General features: G+C 31.5%; 21 protein-coding genes. 18 read left to right on the top strand and 3 right to left on the bottom strand.

The annotated features are described in order from the left end of the window. Positions 1-59 precede the first annotated feature (59 nt). The 6 genes from ACREVX_RS04715 (at position 60) to ACREVX_RS04740 (ending at position 5,458) form a co-directional block, all read left to right on the top strand. Positions 60-380, top strand: coding sequence for a CopG family transcriptional regulator (locus ACREVX_RS04715; RefSeq protein ID WP_431543011.1), 321 nt, complete (start codon positions 60-62; stop codon positions 378-380). After that, on the top strand, positions 340-687 hold the full coding sequence (locus ACREVX_RS04720) for a type II toxin-antitoxin system PemK/MazF family toxin (RefSeq protein ID WP_071614469.1): 348 nt from the start codon (positions 340-342) through the stop codon (positions 685-687). Before ACREVX_RS04715 ends, ACREVX_RS04720 begins: the two co-directional genes overlap by 41 nt. A gap of 307 nt (positions 688-994) precedes the next feature. Beyond that, complete coding sequence (gene ftsE, locus ACREVX_RS04725; protein WP_431543012.1) at positions 995-1,681, top strand: cell division ATP-binding protein FtsE; 687 nt, start codon at positions 995-997, stop codon at positions 1,679-1,681. After that, positions 1,671-2,561 carry a permease-like cell division protein FtsX gene (gene ftsX / locus ACREVX_RS04730; protein WP_431543013.1) on the top strand — a complete coding sequence of 297 codons (891 nt, stop codon included), beginning with the start codon at positions 1,671-1,673 and terminating at the stop codon, positions 2,559-2,561. The genes ftsE and ftsX overlap by 11 nt, the downstream gene beginning before the upstream one ends. Before the next feature lie 146 nt (positions 2,562-2,707). Continuing rightward, the gene (locus tag ACREVX_RS04735; protein WP_431543014.1) at positions 2,708-3,979 is read left to right on the top strand and encodes a S41 family peptidase; all 1,272 of its coding nucleotides are present in this window, start codon (positions 2,708-2,710) and stop codon (positions 3,977-3,979) included. A gap of 180 nt (positions 3,980-4,159) precedes the next feature. Further along, positions 4,160-5,458, top strand: a complete 1,299-nt coding sequence (locus tag ACREVX_RS04740; protein WP_431543015.1) for a PDZ domain-containing protein — start codon at positions 4,160-4,162, stop codon at positions 5,456-5,458. A 562-nt stretch (positions 5,459-6,020) separates the two neighbouring features. Here the strand turns inward: ACREVX_RS04740 and ACREVX_RS04745 are convergent. The 3 genes from ACREVX_RS04745 to ACREVX_RS04755 form a co-directional block, all read right to left on the bottom strand. Then, on the bottom strand, positions 6,021-6,410 hold the full coding sequence (locus tag ACREVX_RS04745) for a hypothetical protein (protein WP_431543016.1): 390 nt from the start codon (positions 6,408-6,410) through the stop codon (positions 6,021-6,023). Positions 6,411-6,755: 345 nt separating this feature from the next. Beyond that, positions 6,756-7,154 carry a hypothetical protein gene (locus ACREVX_RS04750; RefSeq protein ID WP_431543017.1) on the bottom strand — a complete coding sequence of 133 codons (399 nt, stop codon included), beginning with the start codon at positions 7,152-7,154 and terminating at the stop codon, positions 6,756-6,758. A 258-nt stretch (positions 7,155-7,412) separates the two neighbouring features. Next, positions 7,413-7,598 carry a DUF2281 domain-containing protein gene (locus ACREVX_RS04755; RefSeq protein WP_431543018.1) on the bottom strand — a complete coding sequence of 62 codons (186 nt, stop codon included), beginning with the start codon at positions 7,596-7,598 and terminating at the stop codon, positions 7,413-7,415. Between the two features lie 230 nt (positions 7,599-7,828). Here ACREVX_RS04755 and ACREVX_RS04760 point away from each other — a divergent pair, with 230 nt between their 5' ends. The 12 genes from ACREVX_RS04760 (at position 7,829) to whiA (ending at position 24,179) form a co-directional block, all read left to right on the top strand. Continuing rightward, positions 7,829-8,260 carry a hypothetical protein gene (locus ACREVX_RS04760; RefSeq protein WP_431543019.1) on the top strand — a complete coding sequence of 144 codons (432 nt, stop codon included), beginning with the start codon at positions 7,829-7,831 and terminating at the stop codon, positions 8,258-8,260. 38 nt (positions 8,261-8,298) lie between these two features. Next, positions 8,299-9,138 carry a YncE family protein gene (locus ACREVX_RS04765; RefSeq protein ID WP_431543020.1) on the top strand — a complete coding sequence of 280 codons (840 nt, stop codon included), beginning with the start codon at positions 8,299-8,301 and terminating at the stop codon, positions 9,136-9,138. A gap of 306 nt (positions 9,139-9,444) precedes the next feature. After that, entirely contained in the window at positions 9,445-11,430 is a 1,986-nt protein-coding gene (gene uvrB / locus ACREVX_RS04770) for an excinuclease ABC subunit UvrB (RefSeq protein WP_431543021.1), read from the top strand. Positions 11,431-11,484: 54 nt separating this feature from the next. Then, positions 11,485-14,307 (top strand): excinuclease ABC subunit UvrA, encoded by a 2,823-nt coding sequence (gene uvrA / locus ACREVX_RS04775; protein ID WP_431543022.1) that lies wholly within the window; start codon positions 11,485-11,487, stop codon positions 14,305-14,307. 65 nt (positions 14,308-14,372) lie between these two features. Further along, a complete protein-coding gene (locus ACREVX_RS04780) occupies positions 14,373-14,801 on the top strand; it encodes an FHA domain-containing protein (RefSeq protein WP_431543023.1) in 429 nt (142 codons plus the stop codon). Positions 14,802-14,827: 26 nt separating this feature from the next. Then, a complete protein-coding gene (locus ACREVX_RS04785; protein ID WP_431543024.1) occupies positions 14,828-16,072 on the top strand; it encodes an FtsW/RodA/SpoVE family cell cycle protein in 1,245 nt (414 codons plus the stop codon). Next, complete coding sequence (locus ACREVX_RS04790; RefSeq protein ID WP_431543025.1) at positions 16,065-17,495, top strand: peptidoglycan D,D-transpeptidase FtsI family protein; 1,431 nt, start codon at positions 16,065-16,067, stop codon at positions 17,493-17,495. The genes ACREVX_RS04785 and ACREVX_RS04790 overlap by 8 nt, the downstream gene beginning before the upstream one ends. 234 nt (positions 17,496-17,729) lie before the next feature. Further along, positions 17,730-19,595 carry an excinuclease ABC subunit UvrC gene (gene uvrC, locus ACREVX_RS04795; RefSeq protein WP_431543026.1) on the top strand — a complete coding sequence of 622 codons (1,866 nt, stop codon included), beginning with the start codon at positions 17,730-17,732 and terminating at the stop codon, positions 19,593-19,595. 177 nt (positions 19,596-19,772) lie between these two features. After that, the gene (gene murB / locus ACREVX_RS04800) at positions 19,773-20,708 is read left to right on the top strand and encodes a UDP-N-acetylmuramate dehydrogenase (protein WP_431543027.1); all 936 of its coding nucleotides are present in this window, start codon (positions 19,773-19,775) and stop codon (positions 20,706-20,708) included. A gap of 287 nt (positions 20,709-20,995) precedes the next feature. Then, positions 20,996-21,880, top strand: a complete 885-nt coding sequence (gene rapZ, locus ACREVX_RS04805; protein WP_431543028.1) for an RNase adapter RapZ — start codon at positions 20,996-20,998, stop codon at positions 21,878-21,880. Further along, on the top strand, positions 21,877-23,208 hold the full coding sequence (gene mgfK, locus ACREVX_RS04810) for a gluconeogenesis morphogenetic factor MgfK (protein WP_431543029.1): 1,332 nt from the start codon (positions 21,877-21,879) through the stop codon (positions 23,206-23,208). Before rapZ ends, mgfK begins: the two co-directional genes overlap by 4 nt. Positions 23,209-23,228: 20 nt before the next feature. After that, positions 23,229-24,179: a DNA-binding protein WhiA gene (gene whiA / locus ACREVX_RS04815; RefSeq protein ID WP_431543030.1), complete on the top strand. Its 951-nt coding sequence runs from the start codon at positions 23,229-23,231 to the stop codon at positions 24,177-24,179. Position 24,180 lies beyond the last annotated feature (1 nt).

Here is a 24,180-nt window from a genome sequence, read left to right on the forward strand (position 1 = left end):
AATTATAATATATTTCATACATATTGTTGCTTTACTTAATAGGAGGTATTGAATTTTCTATGTCAACTTCAAAGAAATTAGTAATAAACCTCTCAAAAAAACTTTATATGCAATTTAATAAGGCACTTCAAAAAGATTGTAAAAAAAGAAGTGAATTTATTAGGGTTGCTATAATACTATATAGTGAGGAAAAGAAAAAACTGAATTATATTAATGAAATGAAACAAGGATATTTAGAAATGGCGGAGTTAAATTTAAAAATATCTAATATGGGTTTTGAGACTGATATCAAAGATTTTAAAGAATACGAAGTTAAGCTTTCGGAGAGTGATTTGTCAAATGACAACAATAGTAAAAAGAGGAGATATATTTTATGCTGATTTGAGCCCGGTTGTAGGTTCGGAACAAGGCGGGATTAGGCCAGTAATCATACTTCAAAATGATATTGGTAACAAGTACAGTCCCACTATTATAATTGCAGCTATTACTTCTCAGATAAATAAAGCAAAACTCCCTACTCATGTTGAAATTTCTTCAGAGGAGTATGGTCTAAATAAAGATTCTGTAGTTTTGCTTGAACAAATAAGAACATTAGATAAAAAGAGACTAAAGGAAAAAATTGGTCATATGACTGATGGAGATATGAAAAAGGTAGATACTGCACTTTTAATTAGTGTGGGTCTATAAAATGCATAGGGGCATTTTGCTTTGATAGATAAATAAGGACATTTATGCACTTACTAAATATATAAGGGCATGAGTGCCCTTATTTTTGCTTAGATTTAGAAATTAATATATATAATATTTTTTCGATTTTTAGGAAACAATAAAAATTAGGAATAAGTTTTAGGGGTAATATAACAAATTAACATATATTATTTAATATTCACGAAAATTTTATATAAAAATTTATAACATATTGAGTCATTATGTTATACTGTTATTAGTGATTTTACTGAAATAAACTACATAAACATGGTAAGGAGAGTTAAATATGATACAACTAAAGAACGTAACTAAGATTTATGATAACAATGTAATAGCTTTGTCGAATATTAATATTGTTATTGAAAAAGGAGAATTTGTATTTCTTGTTGGCCCTAGTGGTGCAGGTAAATCTACTTTTGTAAAAATGTTACTAAAAGAGACAGAAGCAACTACAGGAACCGTTACTTTGGACGGAACTGATATTACAGCACTGCGTAGAAAAAATATACCATATGTTAGAAGAAAAATTGGAGTAGTGTTTCAAGACTTTAGATTAATTGATACTTTAAATGTTTATGAAAATGTAGCGTTTGCTCTAAGGGTTACGGAGGCTTCCGCTAAGGATATTAAGAAAAAAGTACCTTATGTTTTAAATTTAGTTGGATTATCAAAAAAATACACGGCTTTTCCAAATGAGATTTCAGGTGGAGAAAAACAAAGAGTTTCTCTTGCTAGAGCTATAGTGAATAATCCCACTTTACTTATAGCAGATGAGCCAACAGGGAATTTAGATCCTGAAACTGCATTAGGTATTATGGATATTTTAAATGATATAAACAAGGCAGGAACTACAATAATTATGGCGACACATGCAAAAAACATAGTAGATTCTATGAAAAAGAGAGTAATTGCTATAGAAAAAGGTATTATAGTTAGAGACGAGCAGAGAGGAAGATACGGTTATGAAGATTAGCACAATTAAATATTATGTTATAGATGCTTTAAAGAGTTTAAAAAGAAATAGTACAGTTAGTATAGCTTCAGTTGCTACAGTAGCAGCTACTGTGTTCATTTTAGGCGTGTTTTTATTAATCGTCTTTAATGTTAATGCAGGAGTTCAGGAACTAGGGGCTAAGCTCGAGGTTAAGATTTATCTTAAGGATAATGTAACAATAGGGGATAAATCAGCCATAGAAGCAGCTGTTGGTAAAGTTAAGGGAGTATCTGATATTAAATTTGAGGATAAAGATGATGCACTTGATAATGTAAAAAAACAATTTGGAGAAAATAGTGAATCTTTAGTACAAGGGTTTGAAAAGACGAATCCTTTTCCAAGTGCATATGTTGTAAAGGTCTCAAACCCAATAATTGTAGATGATGTGGTTAAGTCAGCGAAGGGACTAAGTGGTGTAGACCAGATTAAGGATGTTAGAGAAGTTGTTGATAAAGTAATAAGCATAACTAACACTCTTAAGATAATAGGAGCTGTACTATTTGTAATTTTAATAAGTGTATCTTTATTCTTAATAGGAAACACAATTAAACTTACAGTTTATTCTAGAAAAAAAGAAATAGGTATTATGAAATTTGTTGGAGCTACTGATTGGTTTATAAGATGGCCATTTATTATTGAAGGCATGATTCTGGGAATATCAGGAGCACTTATTTCTACTGGATTAATTTACTATGCATATAGATTGGTTTTCTTAAAGTACACTAATGCATTACTAGGAATGACGTTAATTAACCCACATTTTATATTAAGTACTCTTTTATGGCAGTTTACACTTGGTGGTTTAGTTATTGGAGCAATAGGAAGCGCTCTATCAATAAGAAAATTCTTGGTTGTATAATATTAAATAATTATTTCCGAAGCTATGATATTATGACTCCGAATGGGATTTATAATTACACTAAAATAAATTTTATTTAATATTAGTGTTATAAAATTATTATATTAACATAATAATATATAGAGAATTGCAAAGAGGTGTATAAAATGGGCGATGAAAATAAAGTTAAAATCGTAGGGAATGGTAGCGAAAGAGATAAAAAGAAAAAGAAAAAATGGATAGCGATGGTTGTAGTATTAGTCTTGGTTACTAATGCCATAACTTTGTTTGCTACAACACAGCTTTCTTTAGCATTACCTAATGGAAAAGTGCTAATTGGGAGAGAAGCTTATGACCAGGTATTAAAATTTCAAAAACTGTTTTTAGTGAGAAATAAATTATATGAGTACTATGATGGCAAGGTAAGCGATGATGTTTTAGTAGAAGGTGCTATAAAGGGGATGACTGATTCTCTAAAAGACCCTTATACAACTTTTATGAATAAACAAGAGTTTACTGACTTTAATTCTCAAACAGAAGGAGCCTATACTGGTCTTGGATTACAAGTAGGAGTTAAAGATGACAATATAGTTGTAATTGCACCTTTTGATGGTTCACCAGCTAAAGCAGCGGGGTTAATTTCTGGAGATATAATTGAAAAGGTTAATAAAACAGAAGTTACTGGCAAAGAACTTGAAAAGGCAGTTACAATGATGAAAGGAAAAGAAGGTGAAGAGGTTTCTTTAACTATTAATAGAGCAGAAAAAGGTATGTTTGATGTGAAAATGAAACGTGCTAAGATAGATTTAGTAACAGTTAAAGGTGAGATGCTAGAAAATAATGTTGGGTATATTCAGCTTACAATGTTTGATGAAAATACTTCTAAGAATTTTGAAAAAAAATTACAAGAATTAAAAGACAAGGGTATGAAAAGTCTAATAGTAGATGTAAGAGGAAACCCAGGTGGCCTTTTAGATCAAGTTGTAGCACTAACTTCTAACTTTGTAGAAAAGGGAAAAAATATAACGTATACAATAGATAAAAATAAGAAAAAAACAGAATATAAATCTAATGGTGGTATTGCTATAGGAATGCCTTTAACAGTATTAACAGATGGAGGAAGTGCAAGCGCTTCAGAAATTTTTGCTGGTGCTATAAGGGACTATAAAGTTGGTACTTTAGTTGGAGAAAAAACTTTTGGCAAAGGTATTGTTCAAACTATGCTTTACAGAAGTCAAGATGGATTTGATGACGGTACTGCATTAAAAGTAACTATATCTAAATACTATACTCCAAATGGTGAGAATATACATCATATAGGAATAAAACCAGAAGTTGAAGTTAAGTTCCCAGCAGCTCTTAAAGAAAAAGCATATGATAGAAAAACAGATCCACAATTTATAAAGGCTTTACAGCTAGCAAAGGATAAAGTTAAGTAATACCATAAGGATATTTGTGAAAGGCACATTTTAATAAATAACAAGTATCTACCAAATAAATTTGGTAGATACTTGTTATTTAATGTAATCACTTAGGCAAGGGGACACAGGCTATATGGAAAATATAATGTGTTATGAGTGATTGTACTGGGAAGAGCTTGGGGAGGAGAATTTAATTGAATGGAAATTGCAATACATACTTTAAGAGCAGTCGCTTATGCAATTGTAGACCCATCAAATGCGTTTATTTTAATAATGATATCGCTAATTTTTTATAACAAAAACAAGAAAATTGCAGCAATGCAGAAAATGATAATGGGAGAAAGTTTGGATACACCATTCGAACTAACTATATCCCAAGTTGTAATAGGGATTTTTGCGGGGGCTATAGCGAGTCTAATATTTACATATGCTGGATTAGTTTTTGATGAAAATTCAAATATTTATTTATTGTTTATGGTGTCATTATTTTTCATGGCATTTAAGCCTAGGTATATTTGTTTTTCATATTCTGGCGCAGTTTTAGGTTTAGCTAGCCTATTATTTGAATTTTTAGCTAGTACTTTCAATATGCCACAACTAGATGTTATAAACATAGATGTTCTAACTTTGATGACATTGGTTGGTATATTGCACATTATAGAGGGAAGTTTAGTAATGATTGATGGTTCAAGAGGAGCTATTCCAGTGTTTACTAACAGAGATAACAAAATTCTTGGTGGGTTCTCTTTAAAAAGATATTGGGCATTACCAATTGCTTTACTTATATTATTAAGTTCAACTACAGCAGATACAGTGGTTGCGCAGAGTGTAATGATTCCCGAGTGGAGGCATTTGATACAAGGAGATATAATAAATAGAATTGTTAAGAATTCAGTTATAGCTACTATTGCTTTGTACGGAGTTATAGGATATGGCAGCATCACATTTACTAAGAGTAAAAAACGCAAGACTCTTACTTCTGGAGCATTAATAGTTGGATATGGTTTAATTGTAACGGCTATATCACAACTTGCAGTATTTGGGGTAGGCTTTCAATTATTTATTTTAATATTTACAGCTGCTCTTCATGAGGGGATGCTTCGATTTGAAAAACATATGGAGTTTACTTCTAAACCTAAGTTTGTTAGTAGTGAAGAAGGAATTATGGTGCTTGCAGTAGCACCGAATTCTCCTGCATTTGAGATGGGAATTGAAAGCGGAGATTTAATTGTATTACTTAATGATAAAAAAATAGAGATTGAAGATGAAATTTTCAATGTGATTAAAGGGAATTTTAGTTTCTTATCTATGAAGATTAAGAAGGCTTCGGGGGAGTTAAAAGACATTGCTTTTAACAATATGGCTAAGAAAAAAAGACTTGGAATTGTAATTGTACCTAGAGAGGTACCAAAAGATACTACTGTAGTAAATATTCATGATGAGACATTTAAAGATGTGATGGATAAGATAAGAGACAAAGATAAAGATAAAAAATAGAAGGTTTTCGATTTTCTTAGAGGATGCTGTAACTAAAAGTATATATTGCTAAAATGCGCTCACTTCGCCAAGTGATTCTAAAATTTATTCTATTTTCAGTTGCTAAAAAATGCAAACTCACTATCGCTCAAACATGCATTTTTCTTTACGCACCTAAAAATAAAATAAATTAAGAATTACTAAGGCTTATTCGAACGCATTCTACGCAATATATACTTTTGTTAGCATCCTCTAAGAAAAAAAATGAATTGCGCCAAAACACTTAAAAACTTTGAAAATCCTTAAGATCTTTTAGCTGGTAGGCTGGCGGGTTTTGAGGATTTAAAAGAAAAAGGTTATTTTTAGAATATGTAATAATTTGTTTCAATCTTAGCGCATTTTTTTAAATAACATTTTTTCAATACTCATTTCAATTCGCTCCATATAAACTCTTAATTTTCAATCCCCTCCGATAAGCTCTCAATGTTCAACTATAAAAAATATTAAACCTCACATTATTAGATATGGAGTTATTTCGATATATTATAAGAAGTTCTGTTTTCGTTAATTTTTGAAAATATCATTATCCATTTTCTCTGTCAAAAACGCTAAGATTAAATCCATTAAACAAGAATATACTAATAACAATCAATACACATAAAATGGAAAATACGGTTAGTCTATATGTTAAATTAGGAAGGAAAATTGTTAAAACGAATATAATCAATATTAAAGGGAAACTCATTCGAAGCCATCTTGTTGATGTTAATCGTATTATATCTCCTTCTTTAACTGCCATTTCATTGCTCTTTATTCCAAATTGTGTGACTTTTATTTGAGCTTTACCATCTGGTAGTTCAATGTCTACACTACTATTTTCCATGACACTGTCTGCCTTTTCTCCGTTTACTTTTATTTGAATTTTTGAGCCCATGCCCTGCCATCCAGTATTTCGTTTAATAGTAATTGACATATTAATATCTCCTTTCTTACGTTGTCTATTATTTTATTTGGTTAATAGAAAATGTGATAAACAGCTTATAAGAAAATTATAACATGATTTCTATATACTTGTAAAAATATATATAATTTTAAGAATTAAAATTTACTAATAGGTGGTTGTGCGGTAGTTAAATTATACAGACTAAGGGGCTAATTCGAACGCATTCTACGAAATATATACTGTAGTGCATTCTCTAAGAAAAGGATATAATCTTATAATGATGGCTTACATTTCAATAGTTAGGAAACGTGGGGGCATAAAGCGAAATGTCGTTAAAATAAAATAAATTTGCACCACATTTGTTTTCTATAATATTTAAACTAGGTTACTATGTTTTATTAGTTGTTCTCTTGTCAATTTAAAATTCCTACCTAAACAACAATTTTGTGGAGTGTCTCCTTGGGTGTCTATAATATCTTTAGTATATATATACTCTGACATTTTAGAGCCTAACTTTTCCCAGAAGTATTCTCCTTCATCATATGTTCCAGTACCATAGATAATATCAATGTTAAATTCTTTTACTAATTGTATTAATAAATTTGTTGCATGCTTCTTATGTGTATATTTAATATCTATATTTATATTGTTTACGAGCATATGATTTTTATTAAGCTCAAAAGATATGTTGCCTATTATTATTCCCTCAAATGAAATGTTTTTTACTTCGGTATCATTATTATGCATCATTATATTGTCTTTTAATTTATACATGCTGATGTGTCCCCCCCTTATAAATAATACTTTTAGTTAAGTACACCCTGAGTTTATTACCTTAATTATAGCACGTTATGTAAGCGTATACAATTGGTGATAACTGTATATAAGAGGGTTATTAATTTTTACTTTTTAGAAGAACTTCAATGCAAACTAAAAAAAGATGATGTGAAACTTTTGGATGTACAATTTGAAAAACTGGGTTGCCTTGAAATAATTTTAAATCATTTTTAGACATCCCTTAATTTCTAACAGCTAAACTTCTAATTGTTTGTTTATTTCCTTGAGCGCTTGATTATTGTCTGTAATAATTAGATCCATTGTGTTTTCTGATCTGTATTGCTCTCTATTTTTTAAGAAATCAATAAAGTCTAATACTTCTATTTTTTTGTCTTCTGAAAGCGACTCAAAATCTTTTATTAGTTTTTCCGATAAGGTCATTAATTTCACCTCACTTTGTGGGTTTTAATTATAATTATATACTATAATGCAATAAAATACATAATGTTTTATTTGTTATTTTAAGTTATCTTAGGTATATAAAGATATTTATGGTATTTAAGTAATAATTATAATAAATGCCAAAATTTAAAACTTCATAATTTTTAATAAATATTTATTTTCAACATAAGTACAAATAATTATGGGAATGTTAATAGTAGGTGATGCGTATGAATAAAAAAATACTAGCAATTATATTCTTATTTATTTTTAGTTTACATTCAACAATGGTTTTTGCGCAAGAGTTTAAATATGTGGAAATTTTTGATCCAAAGCAAGAGAAGGTAGTTAAACTAGTTCAGTTAAATGAAGATATTAATAATATGGTAACAGCCTGGATAAAGGATGTGGATGATATCTATGGTAAAAGTAACCCAATTACAAATGATGGATATGCAATTAGAGTGCCACTCGATCCTAAGGTTAGAGTGCAGGGTAAATGTTTAAATATACTTGTAAATGATGTCTATATTATAATTCCCGAAAAGGATATGCCATTTTTTATAATTTTTGATGATGAAAATAAATTACTTTGTTACCCATTCAAGGGTGACATAGATGTTTTATCAAAGATTTTAGATTTTAAACTGAAATCCTCTTAAAATCTTATTAGATTCATATCAATAGGGGGTGTTTTTAATTGAAAAGACATAAAGTATATTTATGTATGTTGGTGTTATTCTTTATCATAGCAGACACTCCAAATAAAGTTGTAACAGCTACAGTACAAACATCACAGGTATCAAGTCAAATAAATTATACGGTTAATTCCAATAATAAAAAAGAAAAATCTACGTTGCTTGAAAATGATTTACTATTTAATATAAAGGATAAGAATAATCTTCAAGGGATTACATTCTTTAATAAGTATTTGTATTGTGGGTTTGATATAGGTGGTGGAAAGGGGAAAATAGTTAAATATAATATGGCGGGAGAAAGAATTTCACAAACAAAACCAATGATGCTAGGACATTGTGCTGACCTTAGTTATAGGACCAGAACTAATAAAATTTATGTGGCTAATGGTGGAGGGAATAATTTAACCCGAATTTATGTTGTTGATTATGAAAAAGGTGAAATACAAAGTACTTTAAACTATGAAAGGCTGGGAACATCTGCTTTGCTTGCTATAGATAATGTCCATGATTATTTAATATTGCATACTGTTTTAAATCATGGAGATGCTGGAAATCCTACATTTACTATTATAGATTTAGCTAAAATGAAAGCAATAAATTCTTTTAACGTTGCTTGCAAAGGTGTTCCACAAGGATTAGAAACGGATGGAAAATATATTTATCTTTATACGAATAATAAAATTACAGTATTTAATTATCAGGGGGCAATAATTGCAACTTACCATGTTAATAAACGAGGAGAGAGTGAAGGAATAACAATAATATCAGACCATGGAGCTACGTATTTAGCGGTAGGATACAATTCTCCAAATAGATTTTATAAAATACTTATTAAATCATAAAGAGTATACAATAGATACTATAACTTAAATAAGGGTTATGATTAATTTCATAACCCTTATTTAAGTTGATAAAAAGAATTAAATAAATAATTATTATTGAATAATATTTAATATTATTGTAATATATATAATATAAAGTAAATAATTACTAGAAATAATATTGCTAGAAGGCTCTATAATAATAGATAATGATGTTATTATAGTAAGTAGATATTATTTAAAAGGTATGTTGACATATTAAAAACTTATAGTTAAAATGTAAGTAGCGAACAAACGTTCAGATAAGGAATACAAGGCGGTGATTTTATGCATGAGTTTAAGTTGCACTCAAAGTTCAAACCTACTGGAGACCAACCTCGGGCTATTGATAGTCTGGTGAGCGGAATTGAGGAAGGTAAAAAGTATCAGACTCTTTTAGGAGTAACTGGTTCAGGCAAGACCTTTACCATGGCAAATATTATTGAGAAAGTTCAAAAACCTACATTAGTGCTTGCTCATAATAAAATTTTAGCTGCACAACTTTGCTCAGAGTTTAGGGAGTTTTTCCCTGATAATTGTGTTGAGTATTTTGTGTCATATTATGATTATTATCAGCCTGAGGCTTATATAGCGCAGACGGATACATTTATAGAAAAAGATTCATCAGTTAATGATGATATTGATAAATTAAGACATTCAGCTACATCTGCATTGCTTGAGCGTAATGACGTTATTGTTGTGGCTTCTGTTTCATGTATATATGGACTTGGAAATCCTGAGGAGTATAAAAAACTTACAGTGTCCTTAAGGGTTGGTATGGAAAAGGATAGAAACGAGGTAATTAGGCATTTAGTAGACATACAATACGAGAGAAATGATATTAATTTTATTCGCGGAACTTTTAGAGTTCGCGGAGATATTATTGATATATTCCCTGCAGCTTCATCGAGTGAAGGAATTAGAGTAGAGTTTTTTGGGGATGAGATAGAAAAGATTAGATCATTTGATTCGCTTACAGGAGAAATTACTGGGAATAGAAAACACGTATCTATATTTCCAGCATCCCATTTCGCGACTTCAAAAGATAAATTAGAGATTGGTATAGCTCAAATAGAACAGGAGCTAGAGCAAAGATTAAAGGAACTTATAGGACAAGATAAAGCTTTAGAGGCTCAAAGACTTAAACAAAGGACAAACTATGACATTGAGATGATGCGTGAAGTTGGTTACTGTACTGGAATTGAAAATTATTCTAGGATACTAGATGGTAGACCTGCAGGGACAGCCCCTCAAACCTTGATGCAATATTTTCCGGATGATTATTTAATGTTTATAGATGAGAGTCATGTAATGTTACCACAGGTTAGGGCTATGTTTGGTGGAGATAAATCAAGGAAAACTAATTTAATTGAATATGGATTTAGGCTTCCATCCGCATATGATAATAGGCCTCTAACTTTTCCAGAGTTTGAGAATAGTTTAAATCAAACAGTTTTCGTAAGCGCTACCCCAAGTACTTATGAGGCTGAGCATAGTGAGAATGTAGCAGAGCAAGTAATAAGACCTACAGGACTACTTGACCCTGAAATAATTATAAGGCCTGTTAAGGGGCAAATAGATGATTTATATGCCAGCATTCAGGAAACAATAGAAAGAGGATTTAGAGTTTTAGTTACTACTCTTACTAAAAAGATGTCGGAGGATTTGACTAAATATTTTAAAGAAATGAATATGAAAATAACTTATCTACATTCTGATATTGATACTATAGAGAGAATGAAGATAATTCAGGACCTTAGGCTGGGTACATTTGATGTGCTTGTAGGTATAAATCTTTTAAGAGAAGGGCTAGATATTCCAGAAGTAGCTCTTGTTGCAATTCTTGATGCAGATAAGGAAGGATTTCTCCGTTCTGAAACATCTCTTATTCAAACTGTTGGTAGGGCTGCGAGAAATTCGCAGAGCAAGGTAATAATGTATGCAGACAGAATTACAAAGTCTATGAAGAAGTGTATAGATGAAACAGCAAGGCGTAGAATAATCCAGATGAAATATAATGAAGAGAATAATATAGTGCCAACTACTATTGTCAAAGATATTAGGGATGTAATAGGGGCTGTAATGGTAGCTGAGGATGAGGTTGTATACGAAACCCTTGAAGCTGCAATGGGTGCAAATTATGATGAGACTAAGAAGTTAATGGATAAATATGAGAATGAGATGAAGCAGTCAGCTAAGGATTTACATTTTGAAAGAGCTGCTCAGATTAGAGATATACTTTATAAACTTAAGAAACAGATTAAGGAAGTATAATTATTATTAATAGTAAGAGTAGTATTATTACTATTAGAATGCAGAGGAGATAACATGAGAGATAAGATTTTTATAAAGGGCGCTAAAGTTCACAATTTAAAAAATGTTGATTTGGAGATACCAAGAGATAAGTTTGTGGTGTTTACTGGACTTTCGGGATCTGGTAAATCATCACTTGCTTTTGATACATTATATGCTGAGGGACAAAGAAGGTATGTAGAGTCTCTTTCAGCTTACGCAAGGCAATTTTTAGGTAATATGGATAAACCAGATGTAGAGTACATAGAGGGGTTATCTCCAGCTATTTCTATAGATCAGAAAACTACTAATAGAAATCCACGGTCTACAGTGGGTACTGTTACAGAAATTTATGATTATTTGAGACTTCTTTATGCTAAAGTTGGTACACCTCATTGTCCTAAATGTGGCAAGGAGATTACGCAGCAGACGGTAGATCAAATGGTGGATAGAATAATGGAACTACCTGAAAAAACTAAGATTTCAATCTTATCTCCTATTATAAGAGGAAAAAAGGGTGAACATCTCAAAGTAATAGAGAATATTAAAAAGAATGGATTTGTACGTGCGCGAATTGACGGAAACACCGTAGAACTTATGGAAGAAGATATTAAGCTTGCTAAAACTAAGAAACACAGTATAGAGATAGTAATAGACAGAATTTCTGTTAAGGAAGAGGTTCGCGGTAGGCTTTCTGAATCTTTAGAGAGTGCGTTAAAGCTGGCTGAAGGTACTGCTATCACTAGCATTTCGGATGGAGAAGATATTCTTTTTAGTGAACATTTTGCTTGCATTGATTGTGGAATTAGTCTTGGAGAATTAGCACCTAGGATGTTTTCATTTAATTCACCATTTGGTAAGTGTGATACTTGCGATGGGCTTGGTACACTTATGGAAATTGATGAGGATTTAATTATACCAGATAAAAGTAAAAGTATTAAAGAAGGCGCTATTTTATCTTTTGGTGAAGGTAGCCTTAAGGAAGATTCTTGGACTTTTTCAGTTCTGAGAGCATTAAGCCTCAAATATAAGTTTAGTTTAGATACAGCTATAGAAGATTATGATCCTGAAACTCTTAAAATGCTTTTATATGGGACAAATGGAGAAAAGGTTAAGGTGGAGTACGTTAAGGAATATAGATCAGGTACTTTTAATCATTCTTATGAAGGTATCATCAATAACTTAAGAAGGCGATATATGGAAACTTCATCTGATTATATAAAAAGAGATGTAGAACAATATATGGGTGATAATCCATGTCCTAAGTGTAAAGGTGCAAGATTAAGCCCTGAAGCACTAGCTGTAACAGTTGGTGGCAAGAATATAAGTGAGTTTTGCGGACTATCAATTACAGATGAAGCGACATTTTTACAAGAAGTAGAATTTTCAGAGAAAAATAAGATTATATCTAATCAAATTTTCAAGGAAATAAATGACAGACTTAATTTTCTTAAGGATGTTGGTCTTGATTATTTAAATTTATCAAGATCTGCAGGAACACTATCTGGTGGAGAAGCACAGAGGATAAGATTAGCTACTCAGATAGGCTCTAGTTTAATGGGAGTTTTATATATTTTAGATGAACCTAGTATTGGTCTTCATCAAAGAGATAATGATAAACTTATTAAGACATTAAAACATTTAAGAGATATAGGTAATACACTTATAGTTGTAGAACATGATGAGGATACTATGAAGGCGGCGGATTTTATTGTAGATGTTGGACCGCTAGCTGGAGAACATGGTGGAGAAATTGTGGTTGCAGGAACAATTGAGGATGTTAAAAATTGTGAAAGATCAATTACTGGTCAGTATTTAAGTGGTAAAAAGAAAATTGATGTACCTAAAAAAACTAGACAATCTAATGGGCATAGTATAAAAATACTTAATGCTAGGCAAAATAACCTTAAGAACATTAGCGTGGAATTTCCACTTGGAGTATTTACTGCGGTAACTGGAGTTTCAGGTTCTGGGAAAAGTACTTTAGTTAATGAAATATTATTTAAAGGCCTTAATAAAAAGGTTAATAAATCTAAAAAAAATGCAGGCCTACATAAAGATATATTAGGTGCGGAAAATATAGATAAAATTATAAATATAGACCAAGGGCCTATAGGTCGTACTCCAAGATCTAATCCAGCTACATATACAGGCGTATTTGATGTGATTCGTGATGTTTTCTCAATGAGCGCAGAAGCGAAGATTAGAGGATATAAGCCAGGTAGATTTAGTTTTAATGTAAAGGGTGGAAGATGCGAGGCGTGTAGGGGTGATGGAATAATTAGAATAGAAATGCAATTCTTATCTGATGTATATGTTCCTTGTGAGGTTTGCAAAGGAAAAAGATATAATAGAGAAACTTTAGAGGTTAAATATAAAGGAAAAAATATTGATCAGATTCTGAATATGACTGTGGAGGAGTCGCTAAAATTCTTTGAAAATATTCCTAGAATTTATAGCAAACTTAAGACTCTTATGGATGTTGGGCTTGGGTACGTAAGGCTAGGGCAACCTTCAACACAATTGTCTGGTGGCGAGGCTCAGAGAATTAAACTTGCTTCAGAACTATCTAAGAGGAGTACTGGTAAGACATTTTATATTTTAGATGAGCCGACTACAGGACTTCATATTGATGATGTTAGTAAACTTATACTAATACTGCAAAGACTAGTAGAGTGCGGAAATACAGTAGTTGTAATTGAACATAATTTAGATGTTATAAAGTGCGCGGATTATGTTATAGACTTAGGTCCTGAGGGTGGAGACAAAGGGGGCAGCATTTTGTGCAAAGGAACGCCAAAAGAAATATCTGTAAATGTAAATTCATATACAGGACAATATCTTAAAAAAATGTTATAATTTATATTAAGCTAGCATGACACTATGCTGGCCTTTTATAATTTTTTAGTGAGGAGAAGTTCATTATGGCTGAGATAAGTTTGATTATGAGATATGCAATTATAGCTATTATTTACATTATAATAATATTTGCTTTAAAAATAATGTATAAAGACATTAAGGGTGGCCCAAAAAAGAAACCAGTGGCACGAAAAACTATGGGGCTTGAAGTTATGGAAAGAGGAGAAAATTTTAACTTAAGGCAAGGTGCGGTTATTCCCCTTAATGATGAGCTTACAATAGGCAGAAAGGCAGATAATCTTTTGATTTTGGGTGATAAGTATGTGTCGTCACTTCATGCAAAAATTTATTTGAAAAACACAGATTATATTTTAAAGGATCTACGTAGTACTAATGGTACAATGAAAAACAATAAAAAGGTAACGGATACGGTAGTTATAAAAAAAGGTGACGAGATAAAAATAGGAACCTCAATTTTTAAGGTTATTGGATAAATTAAAAGTGCGGGTGAGGTGATATTATGGAAAGCATAAAGGAAGAGAAAAAACTTCTTATGTATACTTATCTTTTAAGTATAGTTTTATTTTTTAATTTATTTTTTGTAGGGGAGAATGGGCTTGATAAAGGTGCATTAATAATGGGGGGTATAATATGCTTCATTTTTGCATATTCTCATTTCATTATAAGAAGATTTTTCCCAGATGGTGATAAATACATATTGCTATTTTCAAATGTTTTGGCAGTTATAGGCATGGGAATGATATATAGGTTGGATTCGGCTATGGCCCTAAAACAACTTATATGGTATACCGTTGGAATTGCAACATTCATTTTAGTAGTAGTACTTATGCCAAGTCTATCTAAGTTTTCAAAGTACAAATATTTCTATTTGATATGTACAATTATACTTATGTCTATGGGAAGTATATTCGGGAAAGAAGTTAACGGAGCGAAAAACTGGATAAGTATAGCTGGGGTTACTTTTCAACCAACAGAATTCGGTAAATTATCTTTGGTGGCATATTTGGCATCATCATTACAGGATTACGGAGAAAACTTCAAAGGGAAAGCAGAATTATTAAAAATAAAGGCCTTAATTGAACCTGGAATTGTGGTTATGGTATCTCTTGGATTTATGGTTATTCAAAAGGATTTAGGATCAGCACTTATATTTTTTGCTATTTCAATAACGATGTTATATATTGCTACTTCAAATTTTAAATATATATTAGTATGTTTAGGACTTTTCATTATAGGGGGATTAATAAGTTATAAACTTTATGAGCATGTTCAATTAAGGTTTATGATTTGGGGTGACCCGTGGAAATATGGTTATAAAGAAGGACATCAGGTGGTGCAATCTTTAATTTCTATAGCGTCAGGGGGCCTTTTTGGAACAGGTCTTGGGCTTGGATATCCTAAAATGGTACCTGTACGTGAGTCAGATTTTATATTTTCAGCTATTTCTGAGGAGATGGGACTTCTTACTGGTTTTGCTATACTAATTTTATATTTTTTAATGTTTTATAGATGTATGAGAGTGCCAATTTACAGCAAGGATAACTTTACAAGGCTCCTGGCAGTTGGATACAGCACAATGATAGCGGCTCAAGCTTTGGTTATAGTAGGCGGAGTAGTTGGGGCTATACCATTAACGGGAATTACACTACCACTGGTTAGTTACGGAGGAAGTTCTATGATAATAACTTTCTTTTCGCTAGGTGTACTTCAAAAAATTTCGGAGGACGGTCAAAGTTATGAATGATTTCGTAAATAATATAAAAAAGGTTATGTTGGTGTTTTTAATACTTTTTATCGCTTTAATTTCATATATAACTTATTCATTCATGTTTAGAAGCGAAACAACTTTAGCCAGTACATTTAATAAAAGGCTTTGGGCAGAGAGAAATAAGGTATTAAGAGGAACAATTTACGATAAAGATATGAATGCTTTAACGGAAAGTACGAAAATAAGTGAAACATCACAAAAATTGAAATATTTGCAAGGTGCAGCTTTTTCACATGCTATAGGTTATATGGACCCTATATATGGGCTTGCTGGTCTTGAAAAAAAATATGATGCTGAGCTTATGGATTCTGGGGAATCAGCAATTTCAAAGTTAGTTTTCTTTAATCAAGATACTGAGGAAAAAATAGGAAATGGATTAAGAACTACACTTGATTCAAAACTTCAATTAAAAGCATATGAACTTTTAAAACAAACGAACCATAAAGGGGCAATAGTGGCCCTTAATCCTAAAACTGGGGAAGTTTTAGCGATGGTCTCTAACCCATCTTATGATCCGAATAATTTAAAAAAAGATATGAAAGGTTTAAATACAAATAATGATGTTCCACTTCTTAATAGGGCTGTATCAGGTTTATATCCGCCGGGATCTATATTTAAAACTATAACGGCAGTAAGTGCTTTAGAAAACATTGAAGGTGTTTATAATAAGGGATTTACTGATAATGGTAAACTAGTGGTAAATGGAACACAACTTTTAAGGAATTACGATGGTGAAGTTTTTGGAAAAATAGACTTTAAGAAGGCTTATGTGCATTCTAGTAATGTATTTTTTGGGTCCCTAGGTATTGATTTGGGTAATAAAGCGCTAAGGGATACTGCAGAAAAATTTTATTTTAATAAGGATATAAATGCAACAGGGATGACAATAGACCATAGTCAATTTCCAACTTATAAAAGTAATGAAAAAGGTAACATAGCTCAAAGTGCTATAGGTCAAGCTGCGGTTTTAGCTACTCCAATGGAAATGGCATTAGTTGCAAGTAGTGTTGCTAATAACGGTATTATGATGGAACCAATGCTTGTTAAAGAAATATTAAATAGCAAGGGTAAATCACTCGCGGTGACTGCGCCTAAACAATTAGGAAAAGTAATGACTCCTGAAACATCGAGCACCATGAAGGAGTTAATGAGAGGCGTAGTAACTGGTGGTACAGGCGGAAATGCTGCGGCTAATGGCATTGAGGTTAGTGGGAAAACAGGAACTGCGGACCATAAAGCAGATGCTAGCACGCAAACAGCTGCTCATTCATGGTTTATAGGATTTGCACCTTATGATAATCCTACAATTGCCATAGCGGTAATTGTAGAAGAAGGTGGAACTGGCGGTGGGAAAGCTGCCAAAATAACTGGGAAACTAATTGAAAATTATTTAAAATAAAAGCATATAAATAAGGGAATAGGTATTGAATGGTAATATTATAAAGTCAAATATTGTTACAATATTTGACTTTATATTATTTTATGACATATTGCCCAGGAAATTTTATTATAAAGGTAGACTTGTGACTGTATATGTTTAACATTATCGAAGATGAAAAAAAGCTCTGATAAAGGTGAATAACATTGAAGATAATGAACAAATTTGGAGCTAATTAAAGGGGGGTGAGTTATTGTGTTTGATTTTGAATATCAACTAAAGATGCTTCCAGGCGAGCCTGGAGTATATCTTATGAGAAATAATCTTGGTGAAATAATATATGTTGGAAAGGCTAAAATATTAAAAAATAGAGTAAGACAATACTTTAAAAACTCGAAAAATCATTCTGTAAAAGTTTTGGCTATGGTTAAAAACATATCTGAGTTTGAATATATAGTTACGGATTCGGAAATGGAGGCTTTAATCCTGGAATGTAATCTTATTAAAAAATATAGTCCGAGATACAATATTTTGCTTAAGGACGATAAGCACTACCCCTTTATAAAGATAACTATAAATGAGGAGTTTCCAAGGGTTTTTGTAACTCGTAACATAGCAAATGATGGATGCAAGTATTTTGGACCTTATACAGATTCGGCAGCGGTTTATAGTACTATTGAACTTATAAAACAAGTATTCCCGGTTAGAACATGTAGAAGAACTATTAAAGAGGGGTCACTGCCAGCTAGACCTTGTCTTAATTATCATATTGGGTTATGTAAAGCGCCATGCGCAGGATATATTAATAAACAGGAGTATGGGGAAATAATAAAGGGTATAATAGAGCTTCTTACTGGAAAAGATAAAATTATAAAAGATGATTTAAAAAAGAAGATGGAGAAATCGTCCCAATTATTAGAATTTGAAAAAGCAGCAATGTTTCGTGACAAAATAATGGCTATAGATAAGATAAATGAGAAGCAAAAGATTGTTATTGGAAATTGTGAAAATGAAGATTTTATCAATATGTATGTGGATGAAAAAGATGTTTGTATTCAAGTGTTTTTCCTTCGAGATGGTATGATAGTAGGGCGTGAACATTTCATTTTAAATGACGAAGCGGATCAGGTAGGATATGAACTTATTGAAGAATTTATTAAGAGATTTTATGGGTCTGCTACATTTGTTCCCAAAACAATATATGTACCATTTATAAATGACGTAGAGATTTTAGAGCAGTGGCTTAGTGCAAGGAAAGAATCAAAAGTAATTATTAAGGTTCCTAAGATGGGAGAAAAGAAAAAGACATTAGATATGGTTCAAAATAATGCTAAGATAACCCTTGAGAATTTTAAATTAAAGGACATGCAAGATAAGGAAGTTCACAAAATAGCGCTTGAGGAAATTGTAGAATTATTGGAGCTTGATGAAGTGCCCGAGAGGATAGAATCCTATGATATTTCAAATATAATGGGTGTGGATTCTGTTGGCAGTATGGTTGTTTTTGAAAATGGTAAACCTAAAAGCAGTGATTATAGAAGGTTCAAAATTAAATCGGTAATAGGAGCTAATGATTATGATAGTATGCGAGAAATCTTAGAGCGAAGATTTATTCATGGACTAGAAGAAGTGGAAAAAATAAAACAAAGAAATTTAGAATTAAGTAAGGGTAAGTTTTGTATATTTCCAGATTTAATTTTGATGGATGGTGGGAAAGGACAGGTTAATGTGGCGCTTGAGGTTTTAAACAGCCTTAATATTAATATACCTGTATGTGGAATGGTTAAGGATGATAAGCACAAAACAAGAGGTTTAATATATAATAATATAGAGATAAATATGAGAAGCAATTCTCAAAGCATGCATCTAATTACAAGAATACAAGATGAAGTTCATAGATTTGCTATTACTTATCATAGAACGTTAAGAGATAAAAGAACTTTATATTCAATACTAGACAATATACCCAATATAGGGGAAAAGAGAAGAAGAGAGTTACTTAAAAAATTTGGTAGCATTGATAATATTAAAAAGGCAAGTAAGGTTGAACTAATGGAGACCCCATCCATAGATAGTAAGGCCGCACAAAACGTTATAGAATATTTTAAGAGTAGTAAATAGTGGGAAAATACCTGCATAAAATATGTCAAAGAGATTAATAATGGATTATTAACAGTTTAAAATGTTGAAATATTTTAATAAAAAGGTTAAACTATAATAACTATGACTTCCATAACCTAGTAATATGAGACGCCATATGGAAGAATATAAATACTTAATACGTTCAAGGAGTAGAATATGATGAGATATGCGACGATAATTAAACAAATAAATAAAGTAACTGCAAAAGAAAATATAAAGATAGATGAACTAATGGAAAAACATACTTCATTCAAGGTAGGGGGACCTGCTGACATTTTAGTGACACCAGAAAGTGTTATAGAAGTTCAGTCAATAGTTAAAATATGTAAAGAAAATGATGTTGATTATTATTTGATTGGAAATGGTTCTAATTTACTTGTTCGTGATGGTGGAATTCGAGGTATTGTTGTAAAACTATGTAAACTTAACCAAATTAATGTAGACGGAAACAGGATAACAGCACAAAGTGGAGCTAGTTTATATGATGTTACAATGGTTGCATTATCTAAGGGACTTAAAGGTGTTGAATTTGCAAATGGTATTCCAGGTAGTATAGGCGGAGCGGCAGCAATGAATGCAGGAGCATATAATGGTGAAATGTCTATGGTTCTTGAGAGTACATTAGTTATTGATAATAATGGTGAATTATTAATTTTAACTAAAGATGAGATGGAACTTTCTTATAGGAGTAGTGCAGTTCTAAAATACGGATATACAGTAATAAGTGTTACTCTGAGACTTGAAGAAGGTGACAGAGAAGTTATAAAAGCAAGGATGGATGACCTTGCTAAAAAAAGAAGTGATAAACAACCTTTAGAATATGCATCAGCAGGAAGTACATTTAAAAGGCCAGAAGGTCATTATGCAAGTGTACTTATACAAGAGTGTAATTTAAAAGGAACATGTGTTGGTGATGCGGAGGTGTCCCAGAAACATTCTGGTTTTATCATTAATAAAAAGAATGCCAGTGCAAAGGACATTTTAGATCTTATAAATCTTGTTCAACGTCAAGTAGAAGAGAAATTTGGTGTACAACTTAGTACCGAAGTAAAAATTTTGGGAGAAGACTTGTTATTGGCTAAAGAGGCTTAATCATCACCTTTAGTGCTGTAATCATCACCTTTAGTGCTGTAATCATCACTTTCGGTGCTGCAACATCATTGGCAAACTAAAATTTATATAAAAGTATGGACTCAAAATGCATAACAAGTTTATTTGTTATGCATTTTTTTTGTTAATGCACATCTATAAATATTGCTTAATGTGTTATAATAAAAGTGAAACTTATTAGTATAAAAGGTTGAAAAACATTTAAAAAGAACATATTAGAGATATTAAACATATTTATAAAGATAGAGAATGAAAAAGGGGGGCTTTTAATGAGATTTGTTATATTAACAGGGTTATCCGGTGCCGGAAAAACACAAGCTGTGCGAAATCTTGAAGATTTAGGATTTTTTTGTGTGGACAATTTGCCACCTGTATTAATTCCAAAATTTGCGGAGGCATGTTATAAATCCAACGGGAATATAGATAGGATTGCTTTAGTTATAGATATTAGAAGTGGAAAGTTTTTTGACGATTTATTTGAAAGCTTATCATACCTAAAAGAACAAGGATATGAGTATGAAATTCTATTTTTAGAGGCTTCAGATAAAGCACTTATCAAAAGATATAAGGAGTCAAGAAGAAAACATCCACTTGCACCAGAGGGAAGAGTCTTAAATGGAATAGATACTGAAAGGCGAAAACTTAAGGATGTACGTGAACGCGCTGATCATATAATAAATACTACTAGGCTCTCAGCAAGGGAACTTACAGTAGAAATAAATAATATTTATGGTGAGGAAGGTCAAATAGAAACAGAAATTGTTATAACTGTGCTTTCTTTTGGGTTTAAATATGGAATACCTATGGATTCAGATCTGGTATTTGACGTTAGATTTTTGCCGAATCCATATTATATTCCAGAGCTTAAGCCGTATTCGGGTAATGATAAACTTGTTCGAGATTATGTGTTAGAATTTGAGGGTACTAAGGTATTTATAGATAAGCTTAAAGAGATGTTACTTTTTCTAATTCCAAATTACAAGACAGAAGGTAAAAGACAACTCATAGTTTCTATAGGCTGCACAGGGGGAAGACACAGATCTGTGGCAATATCTAATAGAATTCATGAAATACTCAAACAAAATGGGTACAATGTAAATATAGATCACAGAGATGTAAATGAAGATGTGACTAGAAGCGATATTAAACTATGATGCCCAGTAATTTGCTTACGCCTGGAATTAATTTAAAAAGGTGGATTATTTTAGGCATTCTAGGTACCTCCGTTTTAGCCTTTGGAATTCTTAAACTTATAAATAATGAAAATCTTACAATAAGTAGTGTAGGATTTTTAATATTTATTATATTGATAGGTGCAGTGCTTGTATATATAGCAATAATTAAAATTATTAAGTTTTTTGTCCTACTAATAAATACTGGAAGTATGGACGTAGATATAAATTCTAAAAAATTAGGGGATTTAATATATGAAAAAAGGGTGCTTTTAAGAGGGCCTAAAATTGTAGTTATTGGAGGCGGAACTGGTTTATCAACTATGCTCCGTGGGCTTAAAAAATATACAAACAATATAACTGCAATAGTAACGGTTGCGGATGATGGCGGTGGATCAGGAGTTTTAAGAGAAGATTTGGGTATTCTTCCACCTGGTGATATTAGAAATTGTATTTTAGCGTTAGCTGATACTGAACCGTTAATGGAAGAGTTATTGCAGTATAGATTTAAAGATGGGCGGCTTAAAGATCAAAGTTTTGGTAATTTGTTTTTAGCTGCAATGGATGGGATTTCAAATAATTTTGAAGAAGCTGTGCACAAAATGAGCTCAGTTTTAGCAGTAACGGGAAAAGTTATCCCTGTTACTTTAGATAATATGACTTTAAAGGCAAAACTTAAAAATGGTAAAATTATTGATGGAGAATCAAATATTCCTACAGGCGTAATTGAAAATGATAGTGCTATAGATGAGGTTTTTATAGAACCTAAAGATGCTAGAGCCATTAAGGAAGCTTTAACTTCTATAAATGAAGCGGATGCAATAGTCCTAGGGCCAGGTAGTCTTTATACTAGTATTATCCCAAATTTATTAGTAAAGGATATAAAAAATTCATTGTGTAAAACAAAAGCTATAAGAATTTATGTTTCAAACATAATGACGCAACCTGGTGAGTCGGACAACTATAGTGTTGAAGACCACATAAAGGCTATTAATAAACATACTAGATGCAAAGTTATTGACTATGTGGTGGTAAACACAGGGGAAATAAGTAGTGAACTTAAGCAAAAATATAATAATGATAATTCTAAGTTAGTAAGTATAAATGAGTCCTTAGTTAAAAAACAAGGCATTGGAATAATTAAAAGTGATTTTGTTAAAATTGGAAAAGGATATGTAAGACATGATGCAGATAAACTTGCATCAACCTTAGTTGAAACAATTATGGAGAAAAAATTATTAAACGATAAAAAGAAAATAGTTGAATACTTTTATTTATCACAAAGGCTTAAAGAAAATAAAAATAAATAAATGCAATGAGGAGTAAAACAATGTCATTTTCGTCTAAGGTTAAAAATGAAATTTGTAGATTTACAGATATGAGCAAGAAAGAAGCTATGTCAGAACTAGCTGCTATTATGAAGGTTAGTGGAACTATTGGACTTGGATCAAACAAACAAATAAATTTTCAAATAACAACTGAAAATCCTGCAATAGCAAGGCTTATATTTAAATTATTAAAGGAACATTTTAGTATTCACGCAAGACTTTTAGTTAAACGGAGTAATTCTCTTAAGAAAAAGAATGTTTACGTAGTTATAATTACGCATGAAATGGGCGTTAAAGACTTACTAAAACAAGTGGCTGTTCTTGAGGACGGTAACTTTTTTTCAATAGATTATACTATACCTGAGCGGTTAATTGATGCTGAGGAATGCAAACGTAAATATATAAGAGGTGCCTTTTTAGGTGGTGGGAGTATTAGTAATCCTGAAAAAAACTACCATGTTGAGTTTGTTACACATGATAGTGATTATGCTGAGGAACTAAAAACACTTATTAATAGTTATGGATTACTCTCAAAAATAATTCAGCGAAAAAGTAGTTTCGTAATTTATATTAAAGAGGGTGAGCAAATTGTTGATTTGCTTAATATAATAGGTGCACATAATTCGTTATTGTTCCTTGAGAACGTAAGAATAATGAAGGAAATGAGAAACAATGTAAATAGGCTTGTAAATTGTGAAACTGCAAATCTTAGTAAAACAGTAAATGCCTCAGTAAGACAGGTTGAAAGCATTAAACTTATTCAAGTAGAGCTAGGTTTTCAAAGGCTTCCTAAAAATTTAAGGGAGATAGCAGAGCTTAGACTTGAATATCCAGACGAATCTTTAAAAGAACTTGGTGCTATACTTGAACCTCCTGTGGGTAAATCTGGTATAAATCATAGATTAAGAAGAATAGAGAAGATTGCGGAAGAATTAAGAAGCGAAGGAAGGTAAA

It is taken from the genome of Clostridium sp., assembly GCF_050717545.1.
GTDB lineage: Bacteria > Bacillota > Clostridia > Clostridiales > Clostridiaceae > Clostridium_AD.

Bases quoted from the DNA above. Each gene is read 5' to 3' on its own strand.
- ACREVX_RS04715 (WP_431543011.1), top strand. From the start codon at position 60: ATGTCAACTTCAAAGAAATTAGTAATAAACCTCTCAAAAAAACTTTAT.
- ACREVX_RS04720 (WP_071614469.1), top strand. From the start codon at position 340: ATGACAACAATAGTAAAAAGAGGAGATATATTTTATGCTGATTTGAGC.
- ftsE (WP_431543012.1), top strand. From the start codon at position 995: ATGATACAACTAAAGAACGTAACTAAGATTTATGATAACAATGTAATA.
- ftsX (WP_431543013.1), top strand. From the start codon at position 1,671: ATGAAGATTAGCACAATTAAATATTATGTTATAGATGCTTTAAAGAGT.
- ACREVX_RS04735 (WP_431543014.1), top strand. From the start codon at position 2,708: ATGGGCGATGAAAATAAAGTTAAAATCGTAGGGAATGGTAGCGAAAGA.
- ACREVX_RS04740 (WP_431543015.1), top strand. From the start codon at position 4,160: ATGGAAATTGCAATACATACTTTAAGAGCAGTCGCTTATGCAATTGTA.
- ACREVX_RS04745 (WP_431543016.1), bottom strand. From the start codon at position 6,410: ATGTCAATTACTATTAAACGAAATACTGGATGGCAGGGCATGGGCTCA.
- ACREVX_RS04750 (WP_431543017.1), bottom strand. From the start codon at position 7,154: ATGTATAAATTAAAAGACAATATAATGATGCATAATAATGATACCGAA.
- ACREVX_RS04755 (WP_431543018.1), bottom strand. From the start codon at position 7,598: ATGACCTTATCGGAAAAACTAATAAAAGATTTTGAGTCGCTTTCAGAA.
- ACREVX_RS04760 (WP_431543019.1), top strand. From the start codon at position 7,829: ATGAATAAAAAAATACTAGCAATTATATTCTTATTTATTTTTAGTTTA.
- uvrB (WP_431543021.1), top strand. From the start codon at position 9,445: ATGCATGAGTTTAAGTTGCACTCAAAGTTCAAACCTACTGGAGACCAA.
- uvrA (WP_431543022.1), top strand. From the start codon at position 11,485: ATGAGAGATAAGATTTTTATAAAGGGCGCTAAAGTTCACAATTTAAAA.
- ACREVX_RS04780 (WP_431543023.1), top strand. From the start codon at position 14,373: ATGGCTGAGATAAGTTTGATTATGAGATATGCAATTATAGCTATTATT.
- ACREVX_RS04785 (WP_431543024.1), top strand. From the start codon at position 14,828: ATGGAAAGCATAAAGGAAGAGAAAAAACTTCTTATGTATACTTATCTT.
- ACREVX_RS04790 (WP_431543025.1), top strand. From the start codon at position 16,065: ATGAATGATTTCGTAAATAATATAAAAAAGGTTATGTTGGTGTTTTTA.
- murB (WP_431543027.1), top strand. From the start codon at position 19,773: ATGATGAGATATGCGACGATAATTAAACAAATAAATAAAGTAACTGCA.
- rapZ (WP_431543028.1), top strand. From the start codon at position 20,996: ATGAGATTTGTTATATTAACAGGGTTATCCGGTGCCGGAAAAACACAA.
- mgfK (WP_431543029.1), top strand. From the start codon at position 21,877: ATGATGCCCAGTAATTTGCTTACGCCTGGAATTAATTTAAAAAGGTGG.
- whiA (WP_431543030.1), top strand. From the start codon at position 23,229: ATGTCATTTTCGTCTAAGGTTAAAAATGAAATTTGTAGATTTACAGAT.